This is a genomic window from Gorillibacterium sp. CAU 1737 (assembly GCF_039888655.1).
In the GTDB taxonomy this organism is placed as follows: domain Bacteria; phylum Bacillota; class Bacilli; order Paenibacillales; family NBRC-103111; genus Gorillibacterium.
In genome coordinates, this window is the sequence record NZ_JBDQQO010000002.1 from 376,241 (window position 1) to 391,686 (window position 15,446).

The following is a 15,446-nucleotide window of genomic DNA, read 5'->3' on the forward strand; positions in this document are numbered from 1 at the left end:
GAGATTCCACCAGCTCATAGGCTGGATTTATTCATTCGTTCTCTTCGAATTCAAGCGCATCCTCGTCGTCTTCTTCCTCTTGGGCCGAAGGAACAATCGTGGACAGGTTGCTGTTCTCGCGGATCTTCCGTTCGATTGTCTCGGCAATCTTCGGGTTGTCCTTCAGGAACTGCTTGGCGTTCTCACGCCCTTGGCCAAGTCGCTCGCCTTCGTAGGAATACCAGGCACCGCTCTTGTCGACGATATCCATCTCCGTCCCGATATCGACGAGGCTGCCTTCCTTCGAAATGCCTTCGCCATACATCATATCGACCTCTGCTTGCTTGAAAGGCGGAGCTACTTTATTCTTGACGACCTTAATCCGGGTGCGATTGCCAACCAAATCATTGCCTTGCTTGATCGAATCGATCCGACGAACGTCCAGCCGTACAGTGGAGTAGAACTTGAGGGCGCGACCGCCCGGCGTAACCTCGGGGTTGCCGAACATAACGCCGACTTTCTCCCGCAACTGGTTGATAAAGATCGCGATGACCTTCGATTTGTTGATGGCACCCGACAGCTTCCGAAGGGCTTGGGACATCAGACGAGCTTGAAGCCCGACGTGAGAGTCGCCCATCTCCCCTTCGATTTCAGCCTTCGGCACGAGGGCTGCAACGGAGTCGATGACGATGATATCGACAGCACCGCTGCGTACGAGCGCTTCCGCGATCTCCAGCGCCTGCTCACCGGTATCCGGTTGGGACAGGAGCAGTTCGTCGATGTTGATGCCGAGCTTCCGGGCATAGAGCGGATCGAGCGCATGTTCTGCGTCGATGAAAGCAGCTTGTCCGCCGGTCTTCTGTACCTCGGCGATGGCATGCAGCGCAATCGTCGTCTTACCGGAAGATTCCGGTCCGTAGATTTCGATGATTCTTCCTCTTGGGAACCCGCCGGTTCCAAGAGCTATATCGAGAGCGAGGGAACCGCTCGGTACCGTCTCCACCTGCATGTGGGTGGATTCCCCGAGCTTCATAATGGACCCCTTGCCGAATTGCTTCTCAATGTTGCGTAATGCCATCTCCAACGCAGCGCGACGATCTGACAATCGACTCACATCCTTCTCTCAACTTGATAAGTTTATTTTACTCGATTCGGAGGCATTTGCCAAGCTTTTTTCGAACATATATTCGCATTTTTCGAAATGCCTGCAAACAACAAAACACCGCAACGAAAGATGGGCTTTCGCTGCGGTGCTTCCGCTAATGGATACTCCCTATTATAAAAGGCGCCTATGAAATCTGTCAATGAGCGTTGATGAGCGACTAGATCGAAACCTCGAACGATTCCACATAAACCGCCGTCCCCGTAATTTCAATCTGCTCGCCATTCGTAACCGTAACCTGAACCCTGCCGTCTCGCCCCAGTTCTTGTCCCTGCTCGATCAGCAGCTCCAGAACCGGACCATCCTGAATGTATGCCGCATAATAAGCCCCCATCACTCCGGAGGCCGTACCGGTAACGGGATCTTCCACGGTGCCGGAGTAAGGGGAAGAGAAATGTCGGGCATGCATATTCGCAGCAGGGTCTAGCGTTTCCAAGCAAAAGGGATGGACAGACGCGCTCGGCATCGCGCTTAAAATCGCGGGAAAGAGCTTGTTTTGCGGGTTCATCCGTTCCATAACCGCAAGAGATCTCACCGGTACCAGCAGCGTCCAGGTTCCGGTACTCCCGTACACAATGGGCAGTTCCGTTGCCAAGTCTCTCTCTTCGAGTCCGATCGATGCGGCAAGCTGCTTCCTTGAGCCATCGAAAGAGGCAAATTGAGGAGCAGCCTGCCTCATCGTGATGAAGAGCCCTTCTTCCCTCTCCGCCAGCTTGATGGGCAGAACGCCTGCTTTTGTCTCGATGGTCCATTCTGTCTTGCCGTCAAGCATTCCCTTGGTCCTCATAGCAAAGATCGTGGCCATCGTCGCATGGCCGCACAGGTTGATTTCGTGGCCGGGGGTAAAAAAGCGAATGCGGACATCCGCCCTGTCGGAGCTCAGGAGAAACGCCGTCTCATTAAAATCAACCACACGAGCGATCTCTTGCATCTGTTCCTCCGTCAGGGACTCGCCCTCCAGGACTACGCCTGCGGGATTTCCCTTGTGAGGAGTGCCGCTGAACGCATCATAATGATGAACCTGAACTGGTTTTGCCGCCATTTGTCTCTATCCCTTCTTTTCAATGAGAGGTGCCAAGCCTTCTCCAAAGGTGATAGAGAGCGGCTTTGGCCGTTTTGAGCTTGATCGTTTCGCGGCTGCCATTGTACCGGGCTTCCATAACCTCCGTATCTTGTCCGCGGCAAGCAATCCCGAAGTAAACAAGCCCGACCGGCTTGCCCTCTGAGGGCTCCGGTCCTGCCACGCCGGTGATCGAGACGGCATAGTCCGTTCCGGCCCTTGCCAGCAGGCCTTCCGCCATGGCTCTTGCGGTCTCGCGGCTAACCGCCCCCGGCGCTCCTTCCCCTTCCAGAAGCTCGGCAGGGACGCCTAGAAACACCTTTTTGAGCTCATTGGAATAGGAGACAACACCCCCGCGAAAGACAGCAGAGCTGCCCGGTATTGCGGTCAAAAGGTCCGATAGCAGCCCGCCCGAGCAGCTCTCCGCCACCGCCAGCGTCTTCCCTTCCTGCTTTAGTGTGGTATAGATCACCTGCTCCATGGTGACATCTTCCTTGGCGTACAGGTATTCGCCGACCCGCTGTTGGATCATCTCCTCCACCTGCTCCATCTTGGCGAAGGCTTCGCTCTCCGTCTTGGCACGACTCGTCAGCCGAATCGTCACTTCCCCTTCCTTGGCATAGGGAGCGATGGTCGGGTCTGTCTGCTCATGAATGAGGTCAAGCAGGGCATGCTCGAGGTTCGATTCGCCGATCCCGGCAAACTTCAACATCTTGCTGAAGAGAGGGACCTCATCGGTCATGATGCTGCGAATCCAGGGGAGCGCATAATCCCGAAACATCGGTTTCATTTCCTTAGGAGGGCCCGGCAGCAGAATGTAGTGCTTGCCCTCTTGGCTGACGGCGGTTCCGACGGCTAGCCCCGTGTCGTTCACAAGCGTGACGCTTCCTTCGAGGGTCATGGCCTGACGAGCGTTGCTCGCAACCATCTCCATCTTCCGAACTTTAAAGAAGCTCGTCATCTTGTCCATCGCGGGACGGTCAACCACCAGCTTCCGGTTCAGCCGCTCGGCCAGCACATCCTTGGTGAGATCATCCTGGGTCGGTCCCAGCCCTCCCGTGCAGATGATAAGATCAGCACGCGATTCCGCAATTGCGAGTGCTTGAACAAGGCGTTCGGGGTTGTCCCCAACGACCGTCTGGAAATAGACATCCACTCCGATGGTTGCACATTCCCCGGATAGGTATTGGGCATTGCTGTTGACGATTTGACCAAGCAGAAGCTCGGTTCCCACGGCAATGAGTTCGGCTTTCATGCGTAAATCCTCCTCTGGTCATAGCAAAAACCCCTTCCCTCTCCCGGAAGCCGTCTGCGTGCAGCGCAAGACGGTTCCGATCGATGGCAAGGAGCAATTGAACGTTATTTGTGATCCATATTAAACAATTCCTTGTTTTTGACGAAGTAATCCACACCGGAGTAGATCGTAATGACAACTGCTACCCACATGGAAATTTCGTCGAAGGGGAAGTTAATAAACGCAAAGGGGAAGTTGTTCAGCAGGAGTGCGATAATCGCCGTAATCTGCGTCGCCGTCTTCCACTTGCCCCATTTGCTGGCGGCCAGGGCCTGTCCTTCAAGGGCAGCAATCTGCCGCAGCATCGTAACGGCCCACTCCCGGCTGATGATGATGATGGTCATCCAGGCCGGGGACTTACCGAGTTGTACCAGGCAGATAAGAACCGCCGTTACGAGCAGCTTGTCGGCAAGCGGGTCAAGCAGCTTGCCCAGATTGGTGACCAGCTTGTTCTTGCGAGCTATGTACCCGTCGAGGCTGTCGGTACTCGCCGCGAGGATAAAGATCAATGTGCCGATGATCTGGTTAACCGTTATTTCAAAATCTTTAAACTCCAGTATCGGAAGATCCACATTAATGAGCAGGATAATGACAATGATTGGCACGAGGAAAATCCGTGCCAATGTGATCTTGTTGGGCAGGTTCATGCGATCTCCTCCCCGGACAGATCATATTCAAACGAGTGTGTAATGCGCACTTTGGCTATCTCCCCGATGCTGGTCTTGCATCCCGCAACAAAAACTTCTCCATCGATCTCTGGAGCGTCGAATTGGGAGCGCCCAACGTAAATGTCATTGCGTCCGTCGTACTTTTCAATCAAAACGTCGATCTCATGCCCGATCAAGCGCTCGTTGCGATCCTTCGCAATCTCTCGCTGGACTTCCATCAGCCTGTTCGCGCGAAGCTCCTTCACATCCTCCGAAACTTGATTCGGGAGGCGGGAAGCGGGCGTGTCTTCCTCCTGCGAGTACGTGAATACCCCGAGGCGGTCGAATTTCACATCCTTCACGAACTCAACCAGTCGCTCGAAATCCTCCTCGGTTTCACCGGGGAATCCCACGATCAGAGAGGTGCGAAGCGAAACCTCCGGAATGCTGCTGCGAATCTTCGCAATCAGTTCGCGGGCATCACGCTGGCGTCCCGGTCTTCTCATCCGTCTCAGAATGGTATCCTCGCTGTGTTGCAAAGGAAGGTCAATGTACTTGCATATCTTAGAGTTGGACGCCATCTCTTCAATCAGATCATCCGTGAAAAAGCCCGGGTAAGCATAGTGAAGGCGGACCCACCGAACACCTTCGACTTCGCTCACGCGGCGCATCAATTCGGGAAGCCGATGCTCGCCGAACAAGTCCATGCCATAGTGAGTAGAGTCCTGGGCGATCAAGCTGATCTCCTTCACTCCCTGCTCGGTTAGGCTATGTACTTCTTCAAGAATCGATTCCATCGAGCGGCTGCGGAACGCGCCCCGCATAATCGGAATGCTGCAGAAGGTACAAGCGTTGTCACAGCCCTCTGCGATTTTGACATAAGCGGTGTGCCGAGGTGTGGAGAGCTTTCGAGGAAGCTTCTGCTCGTAGTTGAAGATGGGATTCCCGACATAAGCGGGCTTCTGTCCGGCTAATGCTTGGTCAATGATTTCGTTGATCTTATGGAAATCACCGGTACCGACAATTCCGTCAATCTCCGGCATCTCATTCATCAGGTCTTCCTTGTACCTCTGCGTCAAGCAGCCGGATACAATGAGTGCTTTCAGGGATGCGGTCTCCTTCAAATCCGCCAGGCCGAGTATCGTGTTGACGGATTCCTCCTTGGCCGCATCGATAAATCCGCAGGTATTAACGATGATTACGGTCGCCTCTTCCGCATCGTCCGTGAGCTGGAAACCGCGCTCATGGACGAGTCCGGACATGATCTCCGAGTCGACGAGGTTCTTCTCGCACCCCAGCGTAACCACCTTGATTTTCTCAGTCATGGCGGAGCCTCCAATGGTGTCCCTAAACTTTCGTTACAAGTATAATACAAGCCCGAAATCGTGTCAAAACAAGCGAAAGCCTTCGGTTCCTGACCAGAACCGAAGGCGCGTATGCCGATATGAACCCTACTTATCGGAAATTGACGAATTGAAGCTCGACCGGCAAATCCGCTTGCTTGAGCAGCTGCATGATCGCCTGCAGGTCGTCGCGGCTCTTGCCGCTCACCCGAATTTGATCGCCCTGGATCTGGCTGGTGACCTTCTTCTTGGAGTCACGAACCATGATATTAATCTTCTTCGCAATCTCCTGGTCGATGCCTTGGCGAATCTTGATCCGTTGACGGACCATAGCGCCGGAAGCCGGCTCCACCTTTCCATAGTCCAGGTTCTTCAAGGAAATGCCGCGCTTTGCCATCTTGCCGATGAGAATGTCCAGAACGTTCTGGAGCTTGAATTCATCGTCCGACAGAATGATGATCTCTTCCTTATCCAGCGTAATCTCACTCTTGCTGCCCTTGAAGTCGAAGCGAGTCTCGATTTCACGAGATGCTTGATTCATCGCATTGTTCAATTCGGGCATATCAATCTTCGATACAACGTCAAACGAATTATCACTAGCCATGGTTCCACTCCTTATTGGACGCCTGTGCTCGGAGACGGCGAAATCGCGGCGCTTCCGAACTCAAGCTGAAATTTCTTCGTACTGGGGTTGGGGCCGACAGGAAGCTCCTGGCCGTTAACGGTTACCTTGGCTGCGTTGGCGCGGCCTAACCGAAGGAAGAGCGCCTTGGACGATTCCCAGCTTCGCTTGTCTGCATGAGTCAGGGAGCCTTGCTCAACCTGCTGCTTTTTGCCGCCCTCTAACGTTTCCAGGCTGAACCAGCAAGCATCTCCGACGATTTCCAAGTCAAGCTTCATGGACGGAGGGCCGCTGATCAGATAGAAATCGGTTGAGCCTTCCGATTTGACCAGCTTCACGCTGGCTTCCGGGGTCGGCGTCGGGGTCGGCGCAAGGGAAGGCGTCGGCGTTTCGCTCGGCAATGCCGCACTTGCTCCGGACACGGTAGGCGCTGGCGTACTTTCGGTAATCCGATTTTGATCGCGGTCCGTAACCGTCTTTGAGGGGTCGCTCCCGTTGCGGGCGATAAAGTAATAGATCACCCCGACAATCAGGATGAAAAAAGCCCACAACAGCAGCCCGGTCACCCAACTTGCCCACTTGATCGGCACCTTGGGCTTGCTCCGGCTCCTGCGCAGCGGCTCCTGGGTTTGCTCCGGTACGGCAGTTGGAATTACGTTTTTGTACAGGCCGAGAACCTCGTTCGGATCAAGCCCCACCGCTTCTGCATAACTCTTGATGAAGGCACGGACATAAAAATTGCCGGGCAAGACCTTAAAATTGCCTTCTTCAATGGCCTCCAGGTACCGTTTGCGAATCTTCGTCATTTCCTGAAGATCCTCCATGGTGATGCCCCGGTCGAGTCTCGCCTTTTTCAGCATTTGGCCAAGTTCGAACACGCAAGTCACCTCCTTATATCATCATGCAATCCCCGAACAAGGGTCCGGGGTTCGCGAATGGGCTTATTTTTCTTGAATGTATCTGCAAACATGCTCTAGTAGATAGACGATGCTCGCTGCCGATTGGATTCAAAATCCTTCATATTGATCGGCGAACGCATCGTAGGAGATCACTTCATCCTCCGTATTGCGAAGCTCAATGATGTAATCGAAGTCGCTGTATTGGTATCCCGATTCCCGGATGAAAATATCCGGATGCTCGATGACCTTTGTGGACGGAGCCTTCATGATGTCCTGCAGCAGGGCAAAATGCTTCTCGTTCGAACGGATGGTGGAGACGATCCCATCGATGATGAACACGTTGCCGGGATTCATCTCGTCCTCGGACAGCTGGCTGCGAACGGTCTGGCGAAGCAGCGTAGAGGACACAAACGTCCAGCGCTTGTTCGAACAGACACTTCCCGCGATGATTGATTCTGTCTTGCCTACACGCGGCATCCCCCGAAGACCAATCACCTGATTGCCTTCTCTCTTGAAGATCTCGCCCAGGAAGTCAACCAAGAGCCCCAACTCATCCCGCGTGAAACGAAACGTTTTGCGGTCATCCGAATCGCGTTCGATATAGCGACCGTGGCGCACGGCCAGAATGTCGACCAGCTTCGTTTCCCGAAGAGCGTTCACCGTGATGTTGTCGACCTTCTGCAATAACTTACCCAACAAATGGATCTTCTCATCATCATTCGTCTGCAGAAGCATCCCGCGCGTGCGGTCCTCAACCCCGTTGATCGTGATGATGTTGATTTCGAGCATCCCCATGAGGGAAGCAATATCGCCCAGAAGACCCGGACGGTTTTTGTGAATTTTATATTCCATGTACCATTGTTTCATCTTGGCAAAAACTCCCGTTCCGGACCAAAAAAAAGGCTCCGCTCATTATTCTACAGGATAAGACAGGATGCTTCAATAGCCCAGTGAAATCGTAGGATTGCTCATGCGAGAAGACCTCCCGAATGCCCAGGAGGTCTTCTCGAACCGTCGTAAGAAAGCATCAAGCCAGTCGGTTCACGATCATTGAGCGTGGTTCTTGGACAGCTTGAACATGATGCTTGCAATGCTCTTGCGTTCGTTCTCGTCCGCGGCGTCCCACATATTCTTCAGCAAGCGTTCTTCCACATTCTCCGGGTCGATCTTGTCCGACAGGTAGCCGCCGATCTCAGTCGCCAGCTTGATGATCGTCTGATCGTTTACCCCAAGACGTTCTGCCTCGCTGATTCGGTTGCCGAGGAAGGTCTGCCATTTCTCGAACGACTTCAAGACCGTCGCCATCTCGATCACTCCTCTTTCGAATAGATGAAAGCAGTGATTAGGATTTCCGACGGGAAGTCAACGTATGCATGAGGACAAAATGGTTTATTTCGGTGTAGGGGCTGAAGAAACACACTACGTCATCCAACCGCCGTTCGCGCTGACGATCTGCCCGGTTATGTATCCCGATTCGGGAAGAGATAAGTAATAAATGAGCGATGCAATCTCGTCGGGCTGAGCAAAACGGCCAGCCGGGATTTCTTGCGCAATGGCGAGCTTCTCCTCGGCGCTGAAGCCTCCCATCATCTCGGTATCCACCGGGCCGGGAGCGACCGCATTGACGGTTACGCCGGACGGCGCCAGTTCCTTGGCAAGCGCCTTGGTGAAGGCATTGAGCCCCCCCTTGGCGGCCGAATAAGCCACCTCGCAGGAGGCTCCAGCCATTCCCCATATGGAGGAGACGTTGATGATCCGGCCGTACTTGTTCCGGATCATCTCGTCCATAAAGAGCTGGGTCGTGAGGTAAGCTCCTCGCAGGTTCGTATCCATGACGCGGTCCCAGTCCTCATCCTTCAGGTCAGACAGGAGACCGTAATGGGATACCCCCGCGTTGTTTACCAAAACATCAGGAGCTTGAAAGCCATGAGAAGCGATCTTGTCCTTCATCTGCTGGACCTGCTCCCGCGATCGGATATCGCAGGAAACGGTCAGCACGCGGGAGCCCCGCTCCACGCAGCGCCGGGCAACCTCGTTGGCCGCCTCGTGGGAATGCAGGTAATGGAGAATAAGTGTCAGCCGGGCAGAGGCAAAGCGTTCCGCGATCGCGGCGCCGATCCCCCGGCTCGCTCCCGTGATCAGCACCGTCTGCTCGGGGAAAGCCTTCGTCATTGGTCTTCGCCTCGCACGATGCACACGGCCAGGCGGCTCCAGTCAAAATGCTCCCGCAGAAGGCTGTTGATTTCGTCCAGGGTCAGCGATTCATACAGCGGCAGCAGCTCAAACAGGTCGCCGCCCGCGAAGCGAATGCGCGTAAACTCATTGGCAATTGCCTCCGGCGAATTCAGCATCCGCAGGTAGGAGCCGATTCGCTTGCGCCTCGTGCGCTCAAAGTCAGCCTCCGCGACTCCAGCCGTCAGCACCGGCTCGATGAGCTCGCGCACCCGGGCAAGCAGGCGATCCGGGTCTGGGGTATCCCCCCCGATGATCGAAAAGGCATAATCCGGTGCAATGTTGTACTCATGTCCAAAGGAATCGGAGATGAGATGCTCTTCATACAGCGTCTGATAGATGGATGTGCTGGAGCCGATGAGCGTATCCAGCATCACCTTGACCGCCAGCTCGCGGCGAACCAGCTCCTCGCCCACCGGCACGCCGGATGGCTCCTTAAAGCCAAAATACATCTTAGGCATGGAGACCGGCAAGTGAACGATCAGCTGCTTTTGCCCTACAGCGGCCGGTTCCTTCGGCTGAAGCCGTTCGATCGGGCCCTGCGGCGGGAAGGTCTTCGCCGCTTGATTCGTACGGACGAGCTCCAACACCTTCTCCGGCTCGATGCCGCCCACCACAAACAACAGCATGTTGCTCGGATGGTAGAAGGTATGGTAGCAGGAGTACAGCGTCTCCTTGTCGATGTGCGAGATCGTTTCCACCGTCCCCGCAATATCGATGCGAACGGGGTGCTCCTGATACATCGCGGAGATCAGTCCGAAGTAGGAGCGCCAATCCGGGTTATCCTCGTACATCTTGATCTCCTGGCCGATGATTCCCTTTTCTTTCTCGACGTTCTGGTCGGTGAAATAGGGATTCTGAACGAAGTCGATCAAGGTTTTCAGGTTATCATAGACATGGTCCGTCGCCGAGAAGAGATAGGCGGTTCGTTCAAATCCTGTAAACGCGTTAGCCGAAGCGCCGTGGGAAGCAAAAGTGGCAAAGATGTCCCCCTCCGGTTCTTCAAACATCTTGTGCTCCAGGAAGTGAGCGATGCCGTCAGGAACGCGGATGTCCTCCCCGCCGGCAAGACGGAAATGATTATCAATGGAACCGAAGTCCGTGGTGAAGGTCGCATACGTTTTGCTGAAACCCGGCTTGGGCAGTACGTAAACGGTCAATCCGTTCGGCAGGACCTCACGATACAGCTTCTCCTGCAGGCGATCGATTTGTATAGGCTCCATCGGTCAGTCCTCCTTCCGGTCACGCAAGAAATAGATGGTGTCGAGCTGGACCGTTTCAGCGAATTGCCGAATTTCATCCGTTGTTACACGGGTGATCGCCTCGGCAATCTCTTCGGGCGTTCTTTTTTTGCCGGAGAGCACCGTGTTGAAATCAAAGGCGATGCGGTCGAATGCGGAGTCATTGCCCTCACGCAGCTGATTGGTGATCATCGCACGGGTTTGCGTAAGCTCGGTTTCGCTGATCTTGCCGGCTCGCATCTCCTCCAGCTGCTCCTGGATGATCGCGCAGGCTTGTTCATAATTGGCCACCTCAATCCCGGATTGGATGGTCAGGATGCCCTTGTGGCCGTCATAACGCGAGGCGGCGTAATAGGCGAGACTCGCCTTTTCCCGCACGTTCAGGAACAGCTTTGAATGCGGAAAAGCCCCCAGAATACCGTTATACATCAAAGCCGCCGGGTACCGGTCATCCGCATACGTTACGTCGCAGCGAAGCCCCATGTTAAGCTTGCCTTGGCTGACATCCAGCTTCTCCACTACCGTATTGACGCTGCCTTCCTTCTTCGTCGGTATAGCCCGGACATAATCCGGACTGGAGGCCCGTTCCGGGAAAGCGAAGGCTTCCTCTACATAAGCTTTCACTTCGTCCAGCGTGGTATTGCCCACGATGTAGAGATCCATCGGCGATTCCTTCAGCCATTCGATGTAGTTGTTGTACAGCTCATCCGAGGTGAGGGAAGCGAGATCGGCGATCTTGCCCAATGGGTGGAGACGATAGGGCTCATGCTTGCACATCTCCTCCATGCACCGCTCGGCGGCATACCGGATTTTATCATTCACAATGGCTTCCAACCGTTTGCGGACCGTCTCCTTCTCGTCTTGAACGTACCGATCGAGAAAATGTCCGTTTTCCAAGGCAGGCTTGGTGACGGCCTCACCCAAAAAGTGTAAGCCCTGGCGAAGCAAAGAATCCGATTCGCTTACGTACTTGTCGTCCACAATGTCCAGTTGGAACTGAACGAGCTGGTAGTCTCCCCGCTTGTATACATCAAAGCCGAAGCCCGCTCCGTACAGGTCCGCTTGCTTTTCCCGAAAGAGCTGGGTGGTGGGGTACGTCTTCGTCCCTCTTCGAAGCACAAAAGGAGCGAGCGCATTTCGCGTCACGCGATCCTCTCGGAGAGGGCTCCCTATGTACAGCGCGACGGCGTAGGTTTTGAAGCGATCCGTCGGCAGCACATGCAGCCGGACATTTCCGACTGCCGTTCGTTGAAAGCTGGCTTCCGTCAATCCGAGCACTCTCCTTCATCCATCAGGTCTATCCATTATATTCCTAGCGCAAGAAAAGAAGCAACCAGGCGGCCACTTCTTCTCCCCAAGCTTGTCTGCAGATCTCCATCACCTGTTACTTGCAAAAAATATGCTTGCCGATCTTCATGATCTGCGGGCGGCTCCAAATCCATTTGGATGTTGCCGTCTCGGGATTGAAGTAGTACGTACATCCGTTGGTCGGGTCAATCCCGTTTACCGCATCCTGAACCGCTCTTCTCGAAGTGTCGTTCGGGGTAAGCCAGATTTGTCCGTCCGCTACCGCCGTAAAAGCCCCCGGTTGAAAAATAACACCAGAGACCGAATTCGGGAAGTTGGAGTCTCCTACGCGATTCAAGATAACGGCAGCCACCGCGACTTGCCCTCGGTAAGGCTCGCCTCGGCTTTCTCCAAATACCGCGTTGGACATTATCTTGATGTCGTTCTCGCTAATGCCGGGATGGGAGCTGTTCGTCGTGCTCGTGTCGGTGCTGCTTCCCCCCCCACCGCCAGTAGAGGATTCGGATTTGTAGGCGCCGGTCGGCTTCCAATTCTTCGTAGCCTGCCAGAGCTTTAGCTTCGTCTTCGATCCGACGACACCGTCGATCTTGAGACCGAACTCGGCTTGAAACCACTTGACGGACTTCAAGGTTCGCCAGCCGTAAATTCCGTCCAGCTTGCTCGCGTAGAAGCCTAGGTATTTGAGCCTTCCTTGCAGCTCGTAGACATCGCTTCCCGTTGATCCATACCGAACGGTCTGCTTGCTGAATACCTCTTGCGCCGGCTCCGATGCGGAGAGACCCTTGGATACGGGCGAAGGGGCTCCTCCCTGCTTGATCTGGACGACTGCGAGAAGAGCCAGAATCAAAGCCATGGAGAGGATGAGGTAGCGATACTTCTTAGTAGACATGTGCATTCCCTTCCTTCCTGTTCATGGTTCCATTGTCTGCCTTAGTATTCAACTCCTCGCCTTTTCTATTCGGCATTTGACCCTCAACAAAGAAAGCCCCGCCATCCCAGTTCGGGATGTGCGGGGCTATAGCCAAACGGGCGTCTGGCGGCACAGTACAGCGCGTACAATCGGTTAGGAGCTGGCTCGCATTTGTTGGAATTGCTCCAGGGAGACGAGAACCTCGCGAGGCTTGCTGCCCTCGTAGGGGCCGACAACGCCTTTCGCTTCCATGGCGTCGATCAGACGAGCGGCCCTCGTATAGCCGACGCGCATCCGACGCTGCAGGAGAGAAACAGACGCCTGCTTCGCCTCCACGACGATCTGCACGGCCTGATCATAAAGCTCGTCCGCAAAGACGTCTTCCTGCTCCGCGGATTCATCAATCTGCGGCACCAGGTCTTCCTGGTACTGCGCTTTTTCTTGGTGGCTCACGAAGCCAACAACCGCCTCCACCTCCTGATCGGAGAGGAATGCCCCCTGCACTCGAACGGGTTTGGAGGCGCCGACCGGCAGGTAGAGCATGTCGCCACGGCCGAGCAGCTTCTCCGCCCCGGCCATATCGAGGATCGTTCGCGAGTCCACTTGAGACGAAACACCGAAGGCGATCCGCGAAGGAATGTTGGCCTTGATGACCCCGGTGATGACGTCGACCGAGGGACGCTGGGTCGCAATGATCAAGTGGATGCCCGCCGCACGTGCCATTTGGGCCAGGCGGCAGATGGCATCTTCCACATCCCCGGCGGCAACCATCATCAGGTCGGCAAGCTCGTCCACGATGACCACGATCAGAGGCAGCGGGGCCTCTGGATTCGGGTTGTTCGGGTCGGTTACATGGGTATTATAGCCCTCGATATTACGCGTACCGGTTTTGGAGAACAGCTCGTATCGCTTCTCCATCTCGACGACGATCTTCTTGAGCGCAAGCGATGCCCGCCGCGGATCGGTGACGACCGGAGCAAGCAGATGCGGGATGCCGTTGTAGACATTCAGCTCGACCATCTTCGGGTCCACCATGAGGAACTTGACTTCATCCGGCTTCGCCTTGTAGAGGATGCTCGTGATGATGCCGTTGATGCAGACCGATTTCCCGGAGCCGGTAGCTCCCGCAACGAGCACGTGAGGCATCTTCGCCAGGTTGCCGACGATCGGCTGCCCGGAGATATCCCGGCCAAGAACGACGGACAGCTTGGCCGCTGCGTCTTGGAAGAGGGAAGTTTCCATCACTTCCCGCAGGGTAACGATCGAGACCTCGGAGTTGGGCACCTCGATCCCGATAGCGGACTTGCCGGGGATCGGCGCCTCCATCCGAATGTCCTTGGCGGCGAGGGCGAGCGCGATGTCATCGGTGAGGCTGACGATCCGGCTGACTTTCACGCCGACATCCGGTTGAACCTCGTAGCGCGTAACAGCCGGACCACGAACGACCTCCAACACCTTCGCGCGAACGCCAAAGCTCTCCAACGTGGCTTCCAGCTTGCGGGCGTTGGCTTTGTAATCGCTCAGCTCGGAACCCTTGCCGGAAGCCGCCGGGCGGCTGAGCAACTGAAGGCCGGGCATCTGATAAGGCTTCGGTGGCGGAGCAACTTGCTGCAGGTTCAAGGCCACCTCGCCCGCATCCAGGCCTTCCGGGGAACCCGCTTCCTCGCCACTCTTGGCATTCGCGGAAGGCGAGACTTCCACAGGAGGAAGATTGTCGGACGGCATGGAGTTCCCCTGCAGATCCGCAGTCGGGTCCACTCCAGGCTCCACATGATCCAGGAAGTCGCGAATGAACGGCGTGTCCTGCACTGGGGAACGATCAAGGTCCATGGGCTCCAGCCCCGCGCCGTCCATCCCTAAGGATGAATCCCGATCTTCCTCGGTTGCCAGAGGCGTCACGTCCACGATGGTTCGACTTTTCCGTCCCTTGCCCTTGCGCGTCAAAGACAATGCGGTTTCTTCTTCGTCATCGTCCTCTTCATCGAAGTCTTCATCCGTGTGCAGGAGAGCCGGCTGCTTTTTCCCGGCTCCCCCCGGTTTCTTGCGGCGAGGCACGAACAGCTTGCGCCGAATTCCCTTGTTGAGGGTCCGGAAGAATTCACGAATGCGTTTGCCTACCTCCACGAAGGAGATGCCCGTTACGAGCATGATCCCCACGGCGAACAGTGCGATCGCCACGATCACGGTTCCTTCATAGCTGAAGAGATAATCCAGCACCGAGTAGAGCCCCGCACCGATGATTCCCCCGCCCACTTGCCGGGTAAGGATATCACCCGCCGAAGGATAAACCTGAATACCCTCCCACAGGGTCTTCCAGGTCTCTTTCCAGATAAAGCCTGGCGCGACATCCCCGGGATGAACGACAATCTTGCGGATCATCGCCATCTCCATAAGAAGAACGAACCCGATCAGCAGCACGAGAAGTCCGGATTTTTTCCGTGTCCATTTACGCGGCCACGCACGATTGATCATCACGAACAATCCGACATATATGACGATTAACGGGATGACCCAGTCCAGCACCCCAACCAAAAAGCGAAAGAGCAGCGTGAGTGACCGGCCGACAGAGCCTGCCCGAAACAAAGCAATGATGGAAAATATCAGCATGCCGATCCCATATAGCTCGTACTTGAGAAAGGGTTTGCCTTTGTTCTTGGATGACTTTCGTTTCTTGCTTCTCGTTGCCAATATTTTCACCCCCGACTTGCATTATAGCACAAGCGCCGGAGGTTCAGATAGGCTTGGGTTC

The 15,446-nt window shown here is 55.2% G+C and carries 14 protein-coding genes; all 14 read right to left on the reverse strand.

Annotated elements, in window-relative coordinates:
* Positions 1-31 precede the first annotated feature (31 nt).
* The 14 genes from recA to AAFN83_RS06260 all read right to left on the reverse strand — a co-directional run bounded on the left by recA (position 32) and on the right by AAFN83_RS06260 (position 15,385).
* Positions 32-1,084 carry a recombinase RecA gene (gene recA, locus AAFN83_RS06195; protein WP_347767927.1) on the reverse strand — a complete coding sequence of 351 codons (1,053 nt, stop codon included), beginning with the start codon at positions 1,082-1,084 and terminating at the stop codon, positions 32-34.
* Between the two features lie 217 nt (positions 1,085-1,301).
* Positions 1,302-2,183 (reverse strand): PhzF family phenazine biosynthesis isomerase, encoded by an 882-nt coding sequence (locus tag AAFN83_RS06200; protein WP_347767928.1) that lies wholly within the window; start codon positions 2,181-2,183, stop codon positions 1,302-1,304.
* Between the two features lie 19 nt (positions 2,184-2,202).
* Positions 2,203-3,456 (reverse strand): competence/damage-inducible protein A, encoded by a 1,254-nt coding sequence (locus AAFN83_RS06205; RefSeq protein WP_347767930.1) that lies wholly within the window; start codon positions 3,454-3,456, stop codon positions 2,203-2,205.
* A 104-nt stretch (positions 3,457-3,560) separates the two neighbouring features.
* Positions 3,561-4,142, reverse strand: a complete 582-nt coding sequence (gene pgsA / locus AAFN83_RS06210) for a CDP-diacylglycerol--glycerol-3-phosphate 3-phosphatidyltransferase (protein ID WP_347767931.1) — start codon at positions 4,140-4,142, stop codon at positions 3,561-3,563.
* Complete coding sequence (rimO, locus tag AAFN83_RS06215; RefSeq protein WP_347767933.1) at positions 4,139-5,467, reverse strand: 30S ribosomal protein S12 methylthiotransferase RimO; 1,329 nt, start codon at positions 5,465-5,467, stop codon at positions 4,139-4,141. Before rimO ends, pgsA begins: the two co-directional genes overlap by 4 nt.
* A gap of 130 nt (positions 5,468-5,597) precedes the next feature.
* Complete coding sequence (locus AAFN83_RS06220; protein ID WP_347767935.1) at positions 5,598-6,089, reverse strand: YajQ family cyclic di-GMP-binding protein; 492 nt, start codon at positions 6,087-6,089, stop codon at positions 5,598-5,600.
* 11 nt (positions 6,090-6,100) lie between these two features.
* Positions 6,101-6,985 (reverse strand): helix-turn-helix domain-containing protein, encoded by an 885-nt coding sequence (locus tag AAFN83_RS06225; RefSeq protein WP_347767936.1) that lies wholly within the window; start codon positions 6,983-6,985, stop codon positions 6,101-6,103.
* Between the two features lie 129 nt (positions 6,986-7,114).
* Entirely contained in the window at positions 7,115-7,873 is a 759-nt protein-coding gene (locus tag AAFN83_RS06230; protein ID WP_347767937.1) for a DUF3388 domain-containing protein, read from the reverse strand.
* A gap of 180 nt (positions 7,874-8,053) precedes the next feature.
* On the reverse strand, positions 8,054-8,311 hold the full coding sequence (locus AAFN83_RS06235) for a DUF3243 domain-containing protein (RefSeq protein WP_347767938.1): 258 nt from the start codon (positions 8,309-8,311) through the stop codon (positions 8,054-8,056).
* Positions 8,312-8,425: 114 nt separating this feature from the next.
* Complete coding sequence (gene ymfI / locus AAFN83_RS06240; protein ID WP_347767939.1) at positions 8,426-9,178, reverse strand: elongation factor P 5-aminopentanone reductase; 753 nt, start codon at positions 9,176-9,178, stop codon at positions 8,426-8,428.
* Positions 9,175-10,461, reverse strand: a complete 1,287-nt coding sequence (yfmH, locus tag AAFN83_RS06245) for an EF-P 5-aminopentanol modification-associated protein YfmH (protein ID WP_347767940.1) — start codon at positions 10,459-10,461, stop codon at positions 9,175-9,177. Before yfmH ends, ymfI begins: the two co-directional genes overlap by 4 nt.
* A 3-nt stretch (positions 10,462-10,464) precedes the next feature.
* Positions 10,465-11,748: an EF-P 5-aminopentanol modification-associated protein YfmF gene (yfmF, locus tag AAFN83_RS06250; protein ID WP_347767941.1), complete on the reverse strand. Its 1,284-nt coding sequence runs from the start codon at positions 11,746-11,748 to the stop codon at positions 10,465-10,467.
* A gap of 115 nt (positions 11,749-11,863) precedes the next feature.
* Positions 11,864-12,676, reverse strand: coding sequence for a spore cortex-lytic enzyme (sleB, locus tag AAFN83_RS06255; RefSeq protein ID WP_347767942.1), 813 nt, complete (start codon positions 12,674-12,676; stop codon positions 11,864-11,866).
* Positions 12,677-12,850: 174 nt separating this feature from the next.
* Positions 12,851-15,385: an FtsK/SpoIIIE family DNA translocase gene (locus AAFN83_RS06260; protein ID WP_347767943.1), complete on the reverse strand. Its 2,535-nt coding sequence runs from the start codon at positions 15,383-15,385 to the stop codon at positions 12,851-12,853.
* Between the last annotated feature and the right edge of the window lie 61 nt (positions 15,386-15,446).

What these genes read in the sequence shown, in the direction of transcription:
- AAFN83_RS06200 (WP_347767928.1), bottom strand. Translation starts at nt 2,183, where the DNA reads ATGGCGGCAAAACCAGTTCAGGTTCATCATTATGATGCGTTCAGCGGC.
- AAFN83_RS06205 (WP_347767930.1), bottom strand. Translation starts at nt 3,456, where the DNA reads ATGAAAGCCGAACTCATTGCCGTGGGAACCGAGCTTCTGCTTGGTCAA.
- pgsA (WP_347767931.1), bottom strand. Translation starts at nt 4,142, where the DNA reads ATGAACCTGCCCAACAAGATCACATTGGCACGGATTTTCCTCGTGCCA.
- rimO (WP_347767933.1), bottom strand. Translation starts at nt 5,467, where the DNA reads ATGACTGAGAAAATCAAGGTGGTTACGCTGGGGTGCGAGAAGAACCTC.
- AAFN83_RS06220 (WP_347767935.1), bottom strand. Translation starts at nt 6,089, where the DNA reads ATGGCTAGTGATAATTCGTTTGACGTTGTATCGAAGATTGATATGCCC.
- AAFN83_RS06230 (WP_347767937.1), bottom strand. Translation starts at nt 7,873, where the DNA reads ATGAAACAATGGTACATGGAATATAAAATTCACAAAAACCGTCCGGGT.
- AAFN83_RS06235 (WP_347767938.1), bottom strand. Translation starts at nt 8,311, where the DNA reads ATGGCGACGGTCTTGAAGTCGTTCGAGAAATGGCAGACCTTCCTCGGC.
- ymfI (WP_347767939.1), bottom strand. Translation starts at nt 9,178, where the DNA reads ATGACGAAGGCTTTCCCCGAGCAGACGGTGCTGATCACGGGAGCGAGC.
- yfmH (WP_347767940.1), bottom strand. Translation starts at nt 10,461, where the DNA reads ATGGAGCCTATACAAATCGATCGCCTGCAGGAGAAGCTGTATCGTGAG.
- sleB (WP_347767942.1), bottom strand. Translation starts at nt 12,676, where the DNA reads ATGTCTACTAAGAAGTATCGCTACCTCATCCTCTCCATGGCTTTGATT.